Source organism: Streptomyces sp. NBC_01116, from assembly GCF_041435495.1.
In the GTDB taxonomy this organism is placed as follows: domain Bacteria; phylum Actinomycetota; class Actinomycetes; order Streptomycetales; family Streptomycetaceae; genus Streptomyces.
Genome location: NZ_CP108644.1, coordinates 804,479 through 820,002 on the forward strand (window position 1 = coordinate 804,479; position 15,524 = coordinate 820,002).

Annotated in this window: 17 protein-coding genes; 12 read left to right on the forward strand and 5 right to left on the reverse strand. The window is 73.6% G+C overall.

The features are described from left to right. The first annotated feature begins 27 nt into the window (after nucleotides 1-27). A complete protein-coding gene (locus OG245_RS03205) occupies nucleotides 28-678 on the forward strand; it encodes a glycerophosphodiester phosphodiesterase (RefSeq protein ID WP_371627796.1) in 651 nt (216 codons plus the stop codon). A gap of 12 nt (nucleotides 679-690) precedes the next feature. Here OG245_RS03205 and OG245_RS03210 read toward each other — a convergent pair whose 3' ends face one another. Continuing rightward, nucleotides 691-1,266 carry a GNAT family N-acetyltransferase gene (locus tag OG245_RS03210; protein ID WP_371622021.1) on the reverse strand — a complete coding sequence of 192 codons (576 nt, stop codon included), beginning with the start codon at nucleotides 1,264-1,266 and terminating at the stop codon, nucleotides 691-693. Nucleotides 1,267-1,494: 228 nt separating this feature from the next. Here OG245_RS03210 and OG245_RS03215 point away from each other — a divergent pair, with 228 nt between their 5' ends. The 5 genes from OG245_RS03215 (at nucleotide 1,495) to OG245_RS03235 (ending at nucleotide 4,932) form a co-directional block, all read left to right on the forward strand. Beyond that, nucleotides 1,495-2,103, forward strand: a complete 609-nt coding sequence (locus OG245_RS03215) for a DUF5134 domain-containing protein (protein WP_371622022.1) — start codon at nucleotides 1,495-1,497, stop codon at nucleotides 2,101-2,103. A gap of 98 nt (nucleotides 2,104-2,201) precedes the next feature. Continuing rightward, a complete protein-coding gene (locus OG245_RS03220) occupies nucleotides 2,202-3,137 on the forward strand; it encodes a M56 family metallopeptidase (RefSeq protein ID WP_371622023.1) in 936 nt (311 codons plus the stop codon). A gap of 101 nt (nucleotides 3,138-3,238) precedes the next feature. Next, nucleotides 3,239-3,967: a phosphatase PAP2 family protein gene (locus tag OG245_RS03225; RefSeq protein WP_371622024.1), complete on the forward strand. Its 729-nt coding sequence runs from the start codon at nucleotides 3,239-3,241 to the stop codon at nucleotides 3,965-3,967. Next, nucleotides 3,964-4,659: an HAD family hydrolase gene (locus tag OG245_RS03230; RefSeq protein WP_371622025.1), complete on the forward strand. Its 696-nt coding sequence runs from the start codon at nucleotides 3,964-3,966 to the stop codon at nucleotides 4,657-4,659. Before OG245_RS03225 ends, OG245_RS03230 begins: the two co-directional genes overlap by 4 nt. Before the next feature lie 96 nt (nucleotides 4,660-4,755). Next, nucleotides 4,756-4,932: a hypothetical protein gene (locus OG245_RS03235; RefSeq protein WP_371622026.1), complete on the forward strand. Its 177-nt coding sequence runs from the start codon at nucleotides 4,756-4,758 to the stop codon at nucleotides 4,930-4,932. Nucleotides 4,933-5,226: 294 nt separating this feature from the next. Here the strand turns inward: OG245_RS03235 and OG245_RS03240 are convergent, their stop codons facing one another. Beyond that, nucleotides 5,227-6,720 (reverse strand): LVIVD repeat-containing protein, encoded by a 1,494-nt coding sequence (locus OG245_RS03240; RefSeq protein ID WP_371622027.1) that lies wholly within the window; start codon nucleotides 6,718-6,720, stop codon nucleotides 5,227-5,229. Between the two features lie 158 nt (nucleotides 6,721-6,878). Between OG245_RS03240 and OG245_RS03245 the strand changes: the two genes are divergently transcribed. After that, nucleotides 6,879-7,565 (forward strand): DUF305 domain-containing protein, encoded by a 687-nt coding sequence (locus OG245_RS03245; protein WP_371622028.1) that lies wholly within the window; start codon nucleotides 6,879-6,881, stop codon nucleotides 7,563-7,565. A gap of 88 nt (nucleotides 7,566-7,653) precedes the next feature. Then, on the forward strand, nucleotides 7,654-9,033 hold the full coding sequence (locus OG245_RS03250) for an FAD-dependent oxidoreductase (protein ID WP_371622029.1): 1,380 nt from the start codon (nucleotides 7,654-7,656) through the stop codon (nucleotides 9,031-9,033). A gap of 13 nt (nucleotides 9,034-9,046) precedes the next feature. Here OG245_RS03250 and OG245_RS03255 read toward each other — a convergent pair whose 3' ends face one another. The 3 genes from OG245_RS03255 to OG245_RS03265 form a co-directional block, all read right to left on the reverse strand. After that, nucleotides 9,047-9,778, reverse strand: a complete 732-nt coding sequence (locus OG245_RS03255; RefSeq protein ID WP_371622030.1) for a class I SAM-dependent methyltransferase — start codon at nucleotides 9,776-9,778, stop codon at nucleotides 9,047-9,049. A 91-nt stretch (nucleotides 9,779-9,869) separates the two neighbouring features. Then, nucleotides 9,870-10,298 carry a hypothetical protein gene (locus OG245_RS03260; RefSeq protein WP_371622031.1) on the reverse strand — a complete coding sequence of 143 codons (429 nt, stop codon included), beginning with the start codon at nucleotides 10,296-10,298 and terminating at the stop codon, nucleotides 9,870-9,872. 154 nt (nucleotides 10,299-10,452) lie between these two features. Beyond that, nucleotides 10,453-11,169: a cupin domain-containing protein gene (locus OG245_RS03265; protein ID WP_371622032.1), complete on the reverse strand. Its 717-nt coding sequence runs from the start codon at nucleotides 11,167-11,169 to the stop codon at nucleotides 10,453-10,455. Nucleotides 11,170-11,457: 288 nt separating this feature from the next. Here OG245_RS03265 and OG245_RS03270 point away from each other — a divergent pair, with 288 nt between their 5' ends. The 4 genes from OG245_RS03270 to OG245_RS03285 all read left to right on the forward strand — a co-directional run bounded on the left by OG245_RS03270 (nucleotide 11,458) and on the right by OG245_RS03285 (nucleotide 15,469). Further along, complete coding sequence (locus OG245_RS03270) at nucleotides 11,458-12,543, forward strand: WD40/YVTN/BNR-like repeat-containing protein (RefSeq protein ID WP_371622033.1); 1,086 nt, start codon at nucleotides 11,458-11,460, stop codon at nucleotides 12,541-12,543. Nucleotides 12,544-12,587: 44 nt separating this feature from the next. Beyond that, nucleotides 12,588-13,265 carry a uracil-DNA glycosylase gene (locus tag OG245_RS03275; protein WP_032792802.1) on the forward strand — a complete coding sequence of 226 codons (678 nt, stop codon included), beginning with the start codon at nucleotides 12,588-12,590 and terminating at the stop codon, nucleotides 13,263-13,265. Then, the gene (locus tag OG245_RS03280) at nucleotides 13,262-14,380 is read left to right on the forward strand and encodes an N-acetylglucosamine kinase (RefSeq protein WP_371622034.1); all 1,119 of its coding nucleotides are present in this window, start codon (nucleotides 13,262-13,264) and stop codon (nucleotides 14,378-14,380) included. Before OG245_RS03275 ends, OG245_RS03280 begins: the two co-directional genes overlap by 4 nt. A 165-nt stretch (nucleotides 14,381-14,545) precedes the next feature. Further along, nucleotides 14,546-15,469, forward strand: coding sequence for a sirohydrochlorin chelatase (locus OG245_RS03285; protein ID WP_371622035.1), 924 nt, complete (start codon nucleotides 14,546-14,548; stop codon nucleotides 15,467-15,469). Nucleotides 15,470-15,524: the final 55 nt, after the last annotated feature.

The window sequence follows — 15,524 nt, forward strand, 5'->3', positions numbered from 1 at the left end:
TTTCTCACCCTGGGTCATCGCGGAGTGATGGGCGTCGAGCCCGAGAACACCCTGCGCTCCTTCGTCCGCGCCGAGGAGTCCGGGATGGACGCCATTGAGCTGGATCTCCATCTCAGCAAGGACGGCGCGCTCGTCGTGATGCACGACGTGGACGTGGACCGCACCACGGACGGGACCGGACCGATCGCGGCCAGGACCCTGGCGGAGCTGCGCGAGCTCGACGCCGGTCAGGGCGAACGGATCCCCGTCTTCGAGGAGGTGCTGGAGGCCGTCTCCTCCCCGCTCCAGGCGGAGATCAAGGACGTGGCGGCGGCCCGCGCGCTGGCGGACGTGATCCGGGAGCGCGATCTCGCCGGCCGGGTGGAGGTGTCCTCCTTCCACGACGAGGCCGTCACCGAGATCGCGCGGCTGGTGCCGGGCGTACGCACGGTCCTGATCGCCAGCCGCTGGGGCGCGGACGTGGTGGACCGGGCGAAGGCGGCGGGCGCGGCGACACTCGCGCTGAACATCCGCCGCCTCACCCTGGAGGTCGTGGAGCAGGCGCACTCCGAGGGCGTGAAGGTGATCGGCTGGGTGGTGAACACCCAGGACCATCTGCGGCTCGCGCGGGCGCTGGGCCTGGACGGCGCGACGACCGACTTCCCGGAGATCCGCCGCGCCGGCCGCTTCACCGCCTGAGGACGGGCGCCCTCAGGCGCCTTCCCCCGCGTCGCCCACCTCAAGGTTCTTGACGAGCAGCTCGAAGGCCAGGTCGTCGCACTGCGGGATCCCGAAGCGCTCGTCACCGTACGGGAACGGGGTGAGCACTCCCGTACGGCGGTAACCCCGGCGCTCGTACCAGGCGATCAGGTCCTCGCGCACCGAGATCACCGTCATGTGCATCTCCCCGACGCCCCAGCTCTCCCTGACGGTGCGCTCCGCCTCGGCGATGATCAGCTTGCCGAGTCCGCCGCCCTGAAGTCCCGGCCGCACCGCGAACATGCCGAAGTAGGCCGCGTCGCCCCGGTGTTCGAGCTGGCAGCAGGCGACGAGCGCGCCGCCGCGCTCGACCGCGAGAAGCCGGCCGGCCGGAGCGTCGAGGACCTCGCGCACACCCTGCTCGTCGGTCCGCTGCCCCTGGAGGATGTCGGCCTCGGTGGTCCAGCCGGTGCGGCTGGAGTCGCCCCGGTAGGCGGACTCGACGAGGGCCACCAGCGCCGGTACGTCGTCCTCGGTCGCGTCGCGGAAGATCAGCCGGGCCGCGTCGGGAGGCGTGGCGGTGTCCATGGTGGGTGCTCCGTTCTCTGCTGCCGTACGCAGGACCTGCCTGCCGTACGCGCGGTCGCGGTCTTCGCCTCCGCACGTGCGGTCGAGAGTAGCGCGACGCGGAGCGCCCCCGGCGAGCCCCGGCGCACCTCCTTCACACCCCCGTGCGCCGGATTCGGCGGCGACCGCCCGGGCATCGATGGGACGACCCGCGGCAGTGCCGTACGTCCGACCCGGGGGAGGCGCGCCGTGCACGGAGGGGCCCTGGCAGGCTGGCTGCTGATGGCGTTGTGCGCGGTGAGCGGCGCATCCTGCCTGTCGCGCGCCCGTGCGGGGACGCGGCAGGAGCGCCGCACCGCGCGCTCGGAGGCGGTCATGGGTTTCGGCATGGCGGCGATGGCCGTCCCGGCGGCGGCGCTGTCGCTCCCGGACTGGGCCTGGGCGGTGTACGCGGCGCTGTTCGGCGCGGCCGCGCTGCGCGCGCTGCGGCCCGCCCTGGGCGGCGGCCACCATCTGCACCATCTCGTCGGCTCGCTGGCCATGGTCTACATGGCCGTGGCGATGGCCCCCGCGGTCACCGGGAGCGGCGGGGGCGGGCATGCCGGGCACGGGGCCGCCGCGGGCGCGGGAGGCATACCCCTGCTGACCGGGGCGCTGCTCGTCTACTACGCGTTCTACGTGCTGGGCTCGGCCGGCCGACTGCTGCCCGGGACCGCCGTGGCCCCGGCCGGCGGCACGGGCCAATCCGCCCGGGGACCGGGCGGATCCGGAGGCGGCACGGACGGCCGGCCCCAGCTCATGTCGGCCTGCAGGCTGACGATGGGCATCGGCATGTTCGCCATGCTGCTCACTCTGTGAGACAGGAAGTGGGACAGAACCCCCGGCAAACCGTGGTCTACGTCACTTGCCGGTCACGGCCGTACCCCCGGCCGACCCGCCCCTCATAAGCTGAGGCCATGCTGGTCTCCCTCGCGCTGCTGCTGCTCGGTGCACTGACCGCCCTGGTGACCCCCCGCGTGATGGCGCGCGCCCGGTGGCCGGAGCGGGAGCCGGTCGTGGCCCTGTGGGTCTGGCAGTGCGTGGTGGCCGGGGTCCTCCTGTCGTTCGCCCTGTCCATGACGCTGAGCGCGGCCGCCGCCTGGCAGGCGGTGCGCGGCCACGTCTTCGCCCCCGCCCCGCACGCCGTCGTCGAGGCGTACGCCCTGGCGGCGTACGGGCCGTGGTCGGCGGTCATCGCGGTGCTGCTGGCGATGGGCGGCCTGTGGACCGGGGCGATGCTCCTGAGGGAGATCCGGCGGGCGCGGCGTCGCCGCAAGCAGCGCCGGGCGGAACTGCTGGTGCGTTCCCCGCTGCTGCCGGGCGAGGAGCCGGGCGCCGACCGTCTCGTGGTGCTGGAGGGCGAACGCCCCGACGCCTGGTGGCTGCCCGGCACGGCTCCGCAGCTCGTCATCACCACCGCCGCGCTGGGCCGGCTGAAGGGCCGTCAGCTCGATGCGGTGCTCGCCCATGAGCAGGGGCACGCCGCGGCCCGGCACGACTGGCTGCTGCACTGCTCGTCCGCGCTGGCGATCGGCTTCCCGCAGATCCCGGTGTTCGCCGCGTTCCGCGACGAGATGCACCGGCTGGTCGAACTGGCCGCGGACGACGTGGCGTCGCGCCGCTTCGGCCGGCTGACGACCGCGCTCGCCCTGGTCGGACTCAACGAGGACCGCGGGGTGTTCGGCCCCTGCCCCACCCCGCAGGCCCAAGTGCCCCTGCGGGTCAACCGGTTGCTGGCCCCGGTCGAACGGCTGACGGCGGGCCGCAGGCTCCGGTTGACGGCCGCCGCCGCGCTGGTCCCGGTCGTCCCGGTGTTCGTGGCCTTCGTCCCCGGACTCCGCGCGCTGGGTTAGGGCCTTCCGTCCGGACCGGGAACCGGGGCCGTGACGCCCCGCACGCCCTCGCCCGCACCCCGGGTTGGCCTTCGGGCGGTGTCCTCCGCGAGGATCACCCCATGTCCTCCCCCCTCCGCCGCTTCCGCTCGCCGGATCCCTCGCCCCGCACCGCGCCCGCCGTGTGGACCGCAGCCGTCGTCGGCGCGGCCGCTCTCGTACTGCTCGTGCTGGTGGCGGCGCGCTGGTCGCCGCTGATGTCCCTGGACCGGGCGGTCGCCGACGCCCTGCACCGGCACGCGGTGGCCGATCCCGGTCTGGTCCAGGTGAGCCGGGTGCTGACGGACTGGGTGTGGGATCCCTGGACCATGCGGGCCCTGATCGCGGTGACGGTGGTCGTCCTGTGGTGGCGGGGCGCGCGCCCGCTCGCCCTCTGGGTGGCCGCGACGAGCCTGATCTCCACCCTGCTCCAGCAGGGACTGAAGGCGGCGGTGGGCCGGGAGCGCCCGCAGTGGCCCGATCCGGTGGACTCGGCCCATTACGCGGCCTTTCCCTCCGGGCACGCCATGACGGCCGTCGTGACCTGCGGCCTGTTCGTCTGGCTGCTGCGGCTGTACGGCGCGGGCCCCGGTGCCCGGGGCGCGGCGCTGGCCGTGGCGGTGGTCTCGGCGATCGGGGTGGCGGCGACCCGGGTGTACCTGGGGGTGCACTGGCTGACCGATGTGATGGGGGGTGCGCTGCTGGGGGTGGCCGTGGTGGCGTTGAGCGCCGCGGCGTACGCCCGGTACGCGCCGGTCCGGGAGGGCGCCCTTGCCGACACGGGGGCGGGCCGGGAAGGATCGCGCCCATGACGGTCACAGGCGTGCTGTTCGACTTCTCCGGAACCCTGTTCCGTATCGAGCCGGTCCGGGACTGGCTCGCCGCCGTGCTGCGTGAGGAGGGCGTCGACGTCACCCCGGAGGATTTCGAGCGGTACGTGAGCGGGCTCACGGAGGCCGGGGCACTGCCGGGCGGGCCGCCCCCGGTCCGGGTCCCCGACCGGCTGGCCGGGGCGATGTCCCGCCGGGACCTGAGCGCCGCCCTGCACCGCGAGGCGTACACGGGTCTGTCCCGGGGCGTCGCCCTTCCCGAGCCGGGGCTGTACGACGCGCTGTACGACCGCCATATGCGGCCGGAGGCCTGGCGGCCCTATCCGGACAGCGCCGAGGTGCTGGCGGGGCTACGGAGGGCGGGTGTCGCCGTGTGCGTGGTCAGCAACATCGGGTGGGACCTGCGTCCGGTCTTCCGCGCGCACGGGCTCGACGCCCTGGTCGACGCCTATGTCCTGTCCTTCGAGCACGGGCTCCAGAAGCCCGACGCGGGGCTGTTCCGCATCGCCTGCTCGCTGATCGGCCGGGACCCGTCGGAGGTGGTCATGGTCGGTGACGACCGGGTCGCGGACGGTGGCGCGGCCGCCCTCGGCTGCGAGGTCCGGTTCGTGGACCACCTGCCGGTCGCGGCTCGGCCCGACGGCCTGCGTTCGCTGGGTCTCGTGCCGGAATGAGGCCCGCGGCGAACCGCGAGGACCGGACCGGGGTGTGAGGCATATCCCGCCGCGAAAGGGGTAGGGGCAGGCGTTCGTGGCCGTAGCCTGGTGGGCATGTCCCCGATGTCGTCGTCCGTATCCGCTCGTTCCGCAGCCGAGGTCAACGCGGAGATCCGCGACCTGTGGCGGCGTTCGGGCGGTTGCCTGACGCCGCAGGACGAGGCGGATTACCAGCGGCTGCTGGTGGAGTGGGCCGCCGCCACCGGCGGAAGCGTCCGCACCGCCGCCTGACCGCCGTCTCCCGGCGCCGGGAGCCCGTACGGAGATCGCGCCCGATCCGGCGATCCCCCGCGTCGCCGGATCCGGGCGCACCCGCGACGTGTCTCGTGGGACATGGCCGCGGACCGCGCCGGGGACCGGAGTTGCGGAGTCCGCCGTCGCAGGGATCCAGCATGTCCCCACCCGGCTCATCGGTCAATGAATTTCCGGCGGCACACGCGGCGGGGCCGGTGTTCCCGGGCGGACGTCCGCCCGGGAACACCGGCCCCGGGTGCAGGAGCACGGGGACTGCGGGACTCTGACGGATCAGCGGTCGAAGTAGTCCGGCTGCGTCTGCGTGTTGAGCTCGTCCAGCTCGACCCGCTCGGCCGGGTCGGTGCGCCGGTCCTTCAGCTTCAGCACATCGAAGCCCTTGGCGATGTCGCTGGAGTAGATGTGGCCGTTGTAGTAGTACGCCGACCAGGAGCCGGCCGTGGTGACCCGGTCGAGCGTGACCGGGCCGCGCTCGAAGAAGGCGATCTCCTCGGGCCTGGACGAGTCGGTGAAGTCCCAGACGGAGATGCCGCCCTGGTACCAGGCCTGGACCATCAGGTCACGGCCCTTCACCGGGATGATCGAGCCGTTGTGGGCGACGCAGACCTCGGCGTCGGCCTGGTGCCGGTCGATCTTGAAGTAGCTGCGGAAGACCAGCTTGCGCTGGTCGCCCTTGCCGACGATGTCGTAGATGCCGTTGGCGCCCCGCTCGGGCCCGATCTCCGCGTTGCAGGTGGCCGCGCCGCCGCCGCCGAGTTCGTCGGTGAAGACGACCTTGTTCGTACCCTGGTTGAAGGTCGCCGAGTGCCAGAACGCGAAGTTCACGTTGTCCTGGACACGGTCGATGATCCTCGGGTGCTCCGGGTCCTCGATGGAGAACAGCAGACCGTCACCCATGCAGGCGCCGGCGGCGAGGTCCTTGGACGGCAGCACCGTGATGTCGTGGCAGCCGGTCGTCTTGGAGACACCGGGGTTCTCCGGCGCCCCGGGGTTGCCGCCGTCCGGGAAGAGCACCGGGAAGTTGACGATCCGGGCCTTCTGGGGAGCCTTGACCGGCACCTTGATGACGGAGATCCCGTCGTGCGGCGGCTTGCAGTCCGGGAACGTCTCGTTGGGCGAGTACGAGGAGACGTACACGTACACGTTCTTCTTGCCGTCCGGCACCAGCGTGTGCGTGTGGGAACCGCAGGCGGTCTCCACGGCGGCGATGTACTTCGGCTGCCGCTTGTCGCTGATGTCGAAGATCTTCATGCCCTCCCAGGAGGACTTCTCCGTGGCGGGCTGGGAGGTGCTGGAGCAGGAGTCGTCGCTGCGCGAGGAGTCCGTCGACAGGAACAGCAGGTTCCCGGAGACCGAGATGTCGTTCTGCGAACCGGGGCAGAGGACCTGCGCGACCGTCCTGGGCTTCTTCGGCTTGCTGATGTCGTAGATGACGAAGCCGTCGTAGTTGCCCACGAACGCGTACTTCCCCTGGAACGCGAGGTCCGTGTTGGTGCCCTTGAGGGCGCTCTTCGGCACGTTCGTCAGGTGCTTGATGTTGGAGCTGTGGACGATCTCGTCCACGCCGGGGATGTCACCACCGGCTATCGCGGCCCTGGCCTCGGCCTGCTCGCTCCTGGTGACGGAACCGCGGTCTGCCGGGGCGTCGCCCGGGTCGGGGGTCGCGGCCGCTGTGGTGGCCGTCAGCAGCGTGGCGAGGAGTCCGGCCGCGGCTGCCACCGCGCTCAGACGTCTGCGCCGCACGCGGGTGGTGTGCAACGAGGTCACTGCGTCCTCCCTTGTCTCCGTTCGGGGTCGAACGGTTCATGAACCCTCGGCAGTATCGTCCCTCCCATGTACACATCAACAGATGGCAACACAGACGTAATGAAAGTTTTTGATCATCGTCCTGTGGAAGCGTGTTAGGACGGTCTGCAACAAACCATGTGGCACAGGAGGTCACCGTGTTGATCCATCGCCGGTCCACAGCTCCGCGCTCAACCGCTTTCGCGGCGGCGGCGGTTGCCGCCGTGCTCGCCCTGGGAGCCTGTGACGCGGGCAGCGGTGACGGAACGTCGGACAGGGCGAAGGACTCGGGCCCGGGCGTGGTCGCGCCCGGCAGACCGGGCGAGCCCGCCCGGACGCTCTCCGCCGAGGAGGCCGTCGAGGAGGCCGGTCAGGACACCGCCAACTCCGCCGACTTCCGGTACGCGCGGATGATGATCGAACATCACGGACAGGCCCTCGTGATGACCGGACTCGTCCCGGGACGGACGTCCGCCGACACCGTCGAACGGCTCGCGGATCGCATATCGGCAGGCCAGAAGCCGGAGATCGGCGCGATGAAGGGATGGCTGGAAAGGAACGGCGGCGACCGGCGCAAGGAGCACCACGACCACACCACGATGCCCGGCATGGCGACCGACGCCCAGATCGAGAAGTTGCGCGCCGCCGAGGGCAAGGCCTTCGACAAGCTCTTCCTGGAGCTGATGATCACCCACCACCAGGGGGCCATCACCATGGCCACGGAGGCGCTCACCGAGGGGAACGACGTCATCGTCGAGGAGATGGCGAGCGACGTGGTCGCCCAGCAGACCGTGGAGATCAACCGGATGCGGGGGCTGATGGACTGAGCCACTCGGCCGATCGCCCCGTGCGCACGGCGGTCCGGATCGGCCCGGCGGTGCCATCCTGGAGGGAACCTCCGGGAAGAGGTGCGCCGTGCTCTCCGTCGCCGTCGTCGGTTCCGGTCCCAGCGGGGTCTACACCGCTCAGGCCCTGCTCCGGCAGTCGCTCGTGCCCGACGTGCGCGTGCACGTCCTGGACCGGCTGCCCACCCCGTACGGGCTCGTGCGCTACGGGGTGGCCCCCGACCACGAGAAGATCAAGTCGCTGCAGAACAGTCTGCGGGCGGTGCTGGAGGACGACCGGGTCACCTTCGTGGGCAACGTCGGCGTCGGCGGGGCGGAAGGAGTCTCCCCCGCCCGGCTCGCGGAGCTGTACCACGCGGTCGTCTACTGCGTGGGGGCGTCGGCCGACCGCGCGCTCGCGGTGCCGGGCGAGAGTCTGCCGGGCAGCTACTCCGCCACCCGCTTCGTCTCCTGGTACAGCGCCCATCCGGACGTCGGCGCCGACCCGTTCGTCCTGGACGCCCGCTCGGCCGTCGTGATCGGCGTGGGCAACGTCGCGGTCGACGTGGCCCGGATCCTGGCGCGCGGCGCCGACGAGCTGCGGGCCACCGACGTGCCCCGTGCGGCGCTGAGCGCGCTGGAGGAGAGCCGGGTGCGCGATGTGCACATCGTGGGCCGCCGGGGCCCCTCCCAGGCCCGGTTCACCACCAAGGAGCTGCGGGAGCTGGGGGCGCTGCCCGGGGCACGGGTCGTCGTCGACCCGGCGGAGCTCGCGCTCGACCCGGCGTACGCCGCTCCGGACGGCCTGCCCGGAGCGCTGTCGCTGCCCGCCGTGGTGCGGCGGAACCTGGAGGTCCTGCGCGGCTGGTCGGCGGCCGGGGAGCCGGCGGCGGCCGATGCCGGGCGCCGTATCCGGCTGCGGTTCTTCCTGCGGCCGGTGGAACTGCTGGAGCGCGACGGGCGGGTCGCCGGGGTGCGGTTCGCGCGGACGGCTCCGGACAGCGGGGGCGGGGTCCGGGACACCGGCGCGTACGAGGACGTCGAGGCGCAGCTGGTCCTGCGGGCGGTCGGCTACCGCGGGGTGGAGCTGCCGGGGCTGCCCTTCGACCCGGTGCGCGGCACGGTGCCGCACACGGCGGGCCGGGTGCTGCGGGACGGGGCGCCGGCACCGGGCGAGTACGTGGCGGGGTGGATCAAGCGGGGGCCGACCGGGGTGATCGGTTCGAACCGCTCCTGCGCCAAGGAGACGGTGGCCTCCCTCCTGGAGGACGCCGCCGTGCTGAGGCGCCGCCGGGCGGCGGACGATCCGCTGGCCGTGCTGCGGGAGTGGGGACTGCGGCCGGTGGAGTGGTCCGGCTGGCTGTCGATCGAGCGCGCGGAGGCGGAGCTGGGCCGTTCGCTGGGGCGCGGCCCGGTGAAGATTCCCGACTGGCCCGGGTTGCTGGCGGCGGCCCGCGACAGGGACCGGTGAACAGCCGGCCGCGTCATCCCTCCCGGGTCGCCACCACCAGCCGGGCGCGCGGGCTGCCGTCGGGGCGCGCGCCGAGGTCGGTCAGCGGCAGCAGCCGCACGACGAATCCGGCCTGCGTCAGGTCCTCCAGCACGTCGCCGAGCCGGAACGTGCGGTAGTACATGACGAACCGCGGGCGCCACAGGGCGTTGCGGACCCGCATCGCCGCGTCGAAGCCGAACAGCGACCAGTAGGCGCGCGATCCCACCGGGGGCGGTGCGCCGATCGGGAAGACGAACTGCCCGCCCGGCCGCAGCGATCCGTACACCTCGGCGAAGAGGCCGAAGCGTTCGGCGGGCAGGAAGTGGCCGAACGCGCCGAAGCTCAGGGCGAGATCGAAGGCGGGCGCGAAGGGCAGGGAGCGGGCGTCGGCCCGTACCCAGTGCACCGCCGGCTTCTCGCTCCCGGGCGGGAAGGCGGCACGGGCCTCGGCGAGCATGCCCGCGCTGAAGTCGACGCCGACCGCACGCTCCCGGCACAGCTGCCGGAGCACGCCGACCCCCGCGCCGGTGCCGCAGCAGACGTCGATTCCGGTGTCGAAGGGTCCGAGCTCGCGCACCGCCCGGGTGACGGCGTCGAGCACGCGGTCCGGGGTGCGGTAGGGCGTCTCGTCGAACTTCGGGGCGAGGAGATCGTATCCGCGCTCGGTCGAGGAGAGCGCCTGAACGGCCAGTTCGCGCACGGTGGGGCCCTGTTTGGTGAACATCACGCGCCACCCTACCGACGCCGCGCACCCGCTGCGGCCGGTCGGGGAGGCGGTGCGAGGGACCCGGCGGGACAGGGCGGGGACGGGAGCGTCAACGCCCGCCGGAAAGTCGCCGCTTGAGGGTGATGGCGGTATCGGCGGCGTATGCCTGGGTCCAGCTGCGGCCGGCCCCGGACTTCCAGGTGACGTGGACCGCGGAGCCGTCGGTCCGGGCGCTCTCCACGGTCATGGACCGGTCGCCGTCGCGCACGTCGCCCCGGCGCAGTTCGCCCGCCGCGACCGTGACGGGACGCTCCCCCGGCGCGTTCTCGGCCTCCACGGCCGTCCGGAGGAGTACGGCGGCCAGCTCGCGGGCCGCGCCGGGGGTGCAGGACCAGACGAGCTCGCCGGCCGGGGGCGAGAGCCGGATCGAGACGCGGGGGCCCGGCTCGCCCGCGGCGACCGTGCTCGGCGCGGGCTCGCCCACGGTGACCGTGACCGGCACCGGACGGCCGTCGGCGTCCGTGATCCCGCTGTTCATCGTCGTCTCCTCGGTGTCCCTGCGCCCGGCCGTGTCCGGGCGCCGCCGTCCGGGCCGTCGTCCGGACCGGGTCAGCATGTCAGCACCCGGCGGCCGAGCGTGCGAGCGGGGCGGGGCCCGGTGCGTGCCGACCGGGGACACCGGTGGAGCGGGCTCAGGTCCGGTAGACGTCCAGGCGGCCGCACATGCCGAATCCGCCGTGCTCGGCGGGCACTTCGGCGTGGACGCGGGCGTCGGCGAGGTGGTCCGACTCGCCCCGGTCCAGCGCGTCGAGCTGCCCGGCGGTGGCGGCGGCGGCCGTGGCCGCCCCCTTCTTCCAGCGGCTGCGCCACTCGGGCGTCCGGGGACGGACGAGCGCGGCGGCGGCGCGGTGGAACGCTGCCAGCGGCTCCGGGTCGCCGGCCTCCACGGCCTCGCGCAGGACCAGGAACCCCTCCACGGCGAGGTCGCGCCGGGCCCGTGCGGCCCGCTCCCGCACGGCCTCCGCGGCGTCCACGGGCAGCGTCGCCGCCGCGCGGTAGACCTCCGGGTCCGCGAGACAGCGGGGCGGCAGCGTGAGCACGGCGTCGCCCGCCTCGGGCAGCCCGCTGTTCTGCATGAGCACGATGACGCGCAGCCCGTCGTCGTTGACCAGGCGGTGCACGGCGCCCGGCGTGAACCACACGAGCGCTCCGGGCGTCAGCGGGGTCTCCTGGAATCCGGCGGCCGTGAGGGTCTGCACAGAACCGCTGCCGCCGACCACGACGTACCCCTCCGAGCAGGTCAGGTGCAGATGCGGGGTGCCCCCGCGCAGCCCGTCGGCGGCGGGCCAGTCGTAGACGCTCAGGTGCGAGACGGCGACGGCGCCGGGCAGTCCTTCGAAGGTCACCACGGGGGCTCCTGGGTCTCGGCGGCACGGGCCGCACGACCGCTCGGGGGCGTGTCGCACCGGTCTCCGTGCAAGCGCTTTCCACGGCAGCTGAACGCTAGGTCCGCCACCGGACGCCGGTCAAGGGCACGGCATCCGTCGGACGGCCTCCTGAACGGCTTCCCGGAGGGCCTCCCGAGTGGGGCCACTCCGACGCGGCCGGGGCGGCGGGCCCGTGCGCGGGCCGCTGTCAGTGGCCGGGTGCAGACTGGCACTGTTCCGACACAACGGCGTTTCGGGAGGTCCAGGACCATGACCGACGTATTGCTCACCGCAGGCACCCGCAAGGGTCTCTTCATCGGCCGCAGGCACGGCGGGACCTGGGCGATCACGGGCCCGCACTTCAACGCGCAGGCGATCTACTCGGTCGCCGTGGACACCCGGGGGGACACTCCGAGAATCCTGGTCGGCGGGGACAGCGCGCACTGGGGCCCCTCCGTCTTCCACTCCGACGACCTGGGCGAGACCTGGACCGAGCCGCGACAGCCCGCGGTGAAGTTCCCCAAGTCCACCGGAGCGTCGCTGGAGCGCGTCTGGCAGCTGCATCCCGCGGGGCCGGAGGCGCCGGACGTGGTCTACGCGGGCACGGAGCCGGCCGCGCTCTTCCGTTCCGAGGACCGGGGCGAGTCGTTCGAGCTGGTCCGTCCGCTCTGGGAGCACCCGACCCGCTCGCGGTGGGAGCCGGGCGGCGGCGGCGAGGGGCTGCACACCGTCCTGACCGACCCCCGGGACGCCCGGGCCGTGACCGTCGCCGTGTCGACGGCCGGAGTGTTCCGGACCAAGGACGGCGGCGCGAGCTGGACTCCGTCGAACAAGGGCGTCTCCGCGGTCTTCCTCCCGGATCCGGACCCGGAGTTCGGCCAGTGCGTCCACAAGGTCACCCGGGACGCGGCCGACCCGGACCGCCTCTATCTGCAGAACCACTGGGGCGTGTTCCGCAGCGACGACTCCGGCGACCACTGGAGCGACATCGGCGCGGGCCTGCCCTCCGACTTCGGGTTCGCCGCCGTCGCGCACCCGCACCGCGGTGACACGGCCTACGTCTTCCCGATCAACGCCGACGCCGACCGGGTCCCGGCGGAGCACCGCTGCCGGGTGTTCCGCACGACCGACGCGGGACGCACCTGGGAGCCGCTCACCGAGGGCCTGCCGGACGGGGCGCACTACGGCACGGTGCTGCGGGACGCGCTGTGCACCGACGACGCGGATCCCGCCGGTGTCTACTTCGGCAACCGCAACGGCGAGTTGTACGCCAGCGCGGACGACGGGGACAGCTGGCGGCAGCTCGCGTCGCATCTGCCGGACGTCCTGTGCGTGCGGGCGGTGGCGCTCGACTGACGGCAGTTGATCGGAGTGGTCGTATCAGCAGTAGAGTGCGGGCCGTGGCAGCACGACCGTTGAAAGAGATCATCGAGCCGGGGTGGGCCGACGCCCTCGAACCCGTCGCCGAACGCGTCGCCGCTATGGGCGACTTCCTCCGCGCGGAGATCGCCGCGGGACGCACGTACCTGCCCTCGGGGGCACATGTACTGCGGGCGTTCCAACAGCCGTTCGAGGAGGTGAGAGTGCTGGTCGTCGGCCAGGATCCGTATCCCACCCCGGGGCACGCGATCGGGCTGAGCTTCGCGGTGGCGCCCGACGTCCGGCCGCTGCCGGGCAGTCTGGAGAACATCTTCCGGGAACTGCACGCGGACCTGGGGCTGCCCAGGCCGTCCAACGGCGATCTCACGCCCTGGACGCGGCAGGGGGTGCTGCTGCTCAACAGGGCGCTGACCACCGCGCCGCGGCGGCCCGCCGCCCACCGGGGCAAGGGCTGGGAAGAGGTGACCGAGCAGGCCATCAAGGCGCTGGTCGCCCGGGGCACGCCGCTGGTGTCGGTGCTGTGGGGGCGCGATGCCCGTAATCTGCGCCCGCAGTTGGGCGACTTCCCCGCGATCGAGTCATCGCACCCCTCCCCCATGTCCGCCGACCGGGGCTTCTTCGGCTCGCGGCCGTTCAGCCGCGTCAACGAACTGCTGGAGCGCCAGGGGGCGCAGCCCGTGGACTGGCGGCTTCCGTGACCCGTCCCCCGGCGGCGCCCGGCGCGGCCGGACCCGGCGCGTACGTCCTCGGGGTGGACTCCGGGGGCTCGGGCCTGCGGGTGGCGCTGGGCCGGGTGGAGCTGCCCGGCCCCCTGGCGACGACCCTCTGCGCGGAGCCGGTGCGGACGGGGCCCGGCGGCATCGACGCCGGGCATCTGCTGGAGATGCTGCTGCCCGCCGCGCGGGAGTTGCTGGACCGGGCGTCCGCCACCACGACCGGTGACGGCCGGCCCGATGACGCCCCGTCGCGTGAGGTCGCGGCCTTGGCGATCGGGGCCGCCGGCATGGCCACGCTGGGCGACCGGTTGCGTTCGGAGCTGCCCGGCGCACTCGCGGACGCGCTCGGGGTGCGCCGGCTGGCGCTGGCCGCCGACGCGGTGACGGCCTACGCGGGCGCGGTGGGACAGCGTCCGGGGGCGGTCGTCGCGGGCGGCACGGGCATGATCGCCCTCGGTACGGACCTGTTGGAGTGGCACAGGGCCGACGGGTGGGGTCATCTTCTGGGTGACAGCGGCGGCGGCGCGTGGATCGGCCGTGCCGGGCTGGACGCGGCGATGCGGGCCCATGACGGGCGGCAGGGCGGCTCCCCCGCTCTGCTGGGCCGGCTGCGGGCCGTGTTCGGACCGGCCGAGGCGCTGCCCGGACTGCTCTACCCGCGCTCCGACCGGCCGGCCGTGCTGGCCTCGTTCGCCCCGGAGGTGGCGGCGTGCGCCGGAGCGGACCCGGTGGCCGCCGGCATTCTGCGGCAGGCCGCCGCTCATATCGCCGAGGCGGCGGCCGCCGTGTGCCCGACGTCCGCCGGGACGGACGCGGAGGACGGCGAGGGCGGCGAAGTGGCTCTGACGGGTGGCCTGTTCAAGATGGGCGAGCCGCTGGTCGCGCCCCTGCGCGAGGAGCTGTCACGGTGGCTGCCCGGGGCCCGGGTGACCTCGGCGGCGGGCGATCCGCTGACCGGCGCACTCCGGATCGCGCGTGCCATGGCGGCCGGGGACCTTCGCCTGCCCCTGCACCCGACGATGCTGTTCGTGCCTCAGGAGCACGGCGGCGGGCAGCCCGATGGAACGGCGGCGCGCGAGACCCCCCGGACGGGGTGACGGCCGGCGGAGGTGGAGGCGGGCGGACGGGGAGCGACGGAAAGGCGACCTGACAGACGGGGACACTCCGCCGGTACATCACTCATCGGACATAAGCGGATAGTTAACGCTCGACCGGACCCTCCCCGAACAGAGGGGCAGGCAAAACCAGTAGCATGCGGCGCCATGAGCACCCCCACTGGGCCCGCTTCCGGCCTGCCTGTACGAATGCCGCGACCTCGCCAGTCCGGACGGCACCGCCGCCCGGAGCCCGTGGTCGCACCCGAGGGCGCTGCCGCGCTCGTTCTCGCCGTTCCCGGTACCCCCTCTTCGGCCACGCGCAGCCTGGCCGAAGAGGTGATCAGCATCGCCCGTTCCGAGCTGCCCGGCCTGAACGCCCGGATCGGCTACCTCGACGGCGACGATGCCGAGTACCCGACCCTTTCCACCGTTCTCGCCCACTCCGCCGCCGAGCGCATCGCGCGCTTCGAGCAGGCCGTCGCCGTCGGCCGTGAGGTCGCCGAGCCCGCGGGTCCGCCCGCCGTCGTGGTCCCGCTGCTCGCGGGTCCCGACAGCGCGCTGATCCGGCGGATACGGCAGGCCGTGATGGACAGCGGTACGCAGGCCGAGCTGACCGACGTGCTCGGCCCGCACCCGCTGCTCGCCGAGGCCCTGCACGTACGGCTGTCGGAGGCCGGGCTGGCGCGCGCCGACCGCGCCAGGCTGTTCACCGTGGCCACGGCCGCCGACGGCATCGTGCTGGTCACCGTGGGCGGCGAGGAGGCCGTACGGGCCGCCGGGATCACCGGCATGCTGCTGGCCGCCCGGCTCGCCGTGCCGGTGATGGCCGCCGCACTGGACGTGGACGGCTCGGTCGCCTCGGTCGCGGAGCAGCTCCAGAGCTCCGGCTCCGCACAGCTGGCGCTGGCGCCGTACCTGGTGGGCCCGGAGGTCGACCCCGGCCTGCTGGACGCCGCCGCGAAGGAGGCGGGCTGCGCGACGGCCGAGCCGCTGGGCGCCTACCCGGCGATCGGCAAGCTCGTGCTCTCCCTCTACGCGACGACGCTGGGCATCACGCCGGCGACACCGCAGCGGGCTCAGGCTCACTGACCGGACGCCGTCGCCGCGGGGCGGCGGCTCGGGAAGCCGGACAGCGCGGCGGGCC

Excerpts from the sequence above, each read along its gene's own strand:
- OG245_RS03205 (WP_371627796.1), top strand. The coding sequence starts at position 28 with ATGGGCGTCGAGCCCGAGAACACCCTGCGCTCCTTCGTCCGCGCCGAG.
- OG245_RS03210 (WP_371622021.1), bottom strand. The coding sequence starts at position 1,266 with ATGGACACCGCCACGCCTCCCGACGCGGCCCGGCTGATCTTCCGCGAC.
- OG245_RS03220 (WP_371622023.1), top strand. The coding sequence starts at position 2,202 with ATGCTGGTCTCCCTCGCGCTGCTGCTGCTCGGTGCACTGACCGCCCTG.
- OG245_RS03225 (WP_371622024.1), top strand. The coding sequence starts at position 3,239 with ATGTCCTCCCCCCTCCGCCGCTTCCGCTCGCCGGATCCCTCGCCCCGC.
- OG245_RS03230 (WP_371622025.1), top strand. The coding sequence starts at position 3,964 with ATGACGGTCACAGGCGTGCTGTTCGACTTCTCCGGAACCCTGTTCCGT.
- OG245_RS03235 (WP_371622026.1), top strand. The coding sequence starts at position 4,756 with ATGTCCCCGATGTCGTCGTCCGTATCCGCTCGTTCCGCAGCCGAGGTC.
- OG245_RS03255 (WP_371622030.1), bottom strand. The coding sequence starts at position 9,778 with ATGTTCACCAAACAGGGCCCCACCGTGCGCGAACTGGCCGTTCAGGCG.
- OG245_RS03260 (WP_371622031.1), bottom strand. The coding sequence starts at position 10,298 with ATGAACAGCGGGATCACGGACGCCGACGGCCGTCCGGTGCCGGTCACG.
- OG245_RS03270 (WP_371622033.1), top strand. The coding sequence starts at position 11,458 with ATGACCGACGTATTGCTCACCGCAGGCACCCGCAAGGGTCTCTTCATC.
- OG245_RS03285 (WP_371622035.1), top strand. The coding sequence starts at position 14,546 with ATGAGCACCCCCACTGGGCCCGCTTCCGGCCTGCCTGTACGAATGCCG.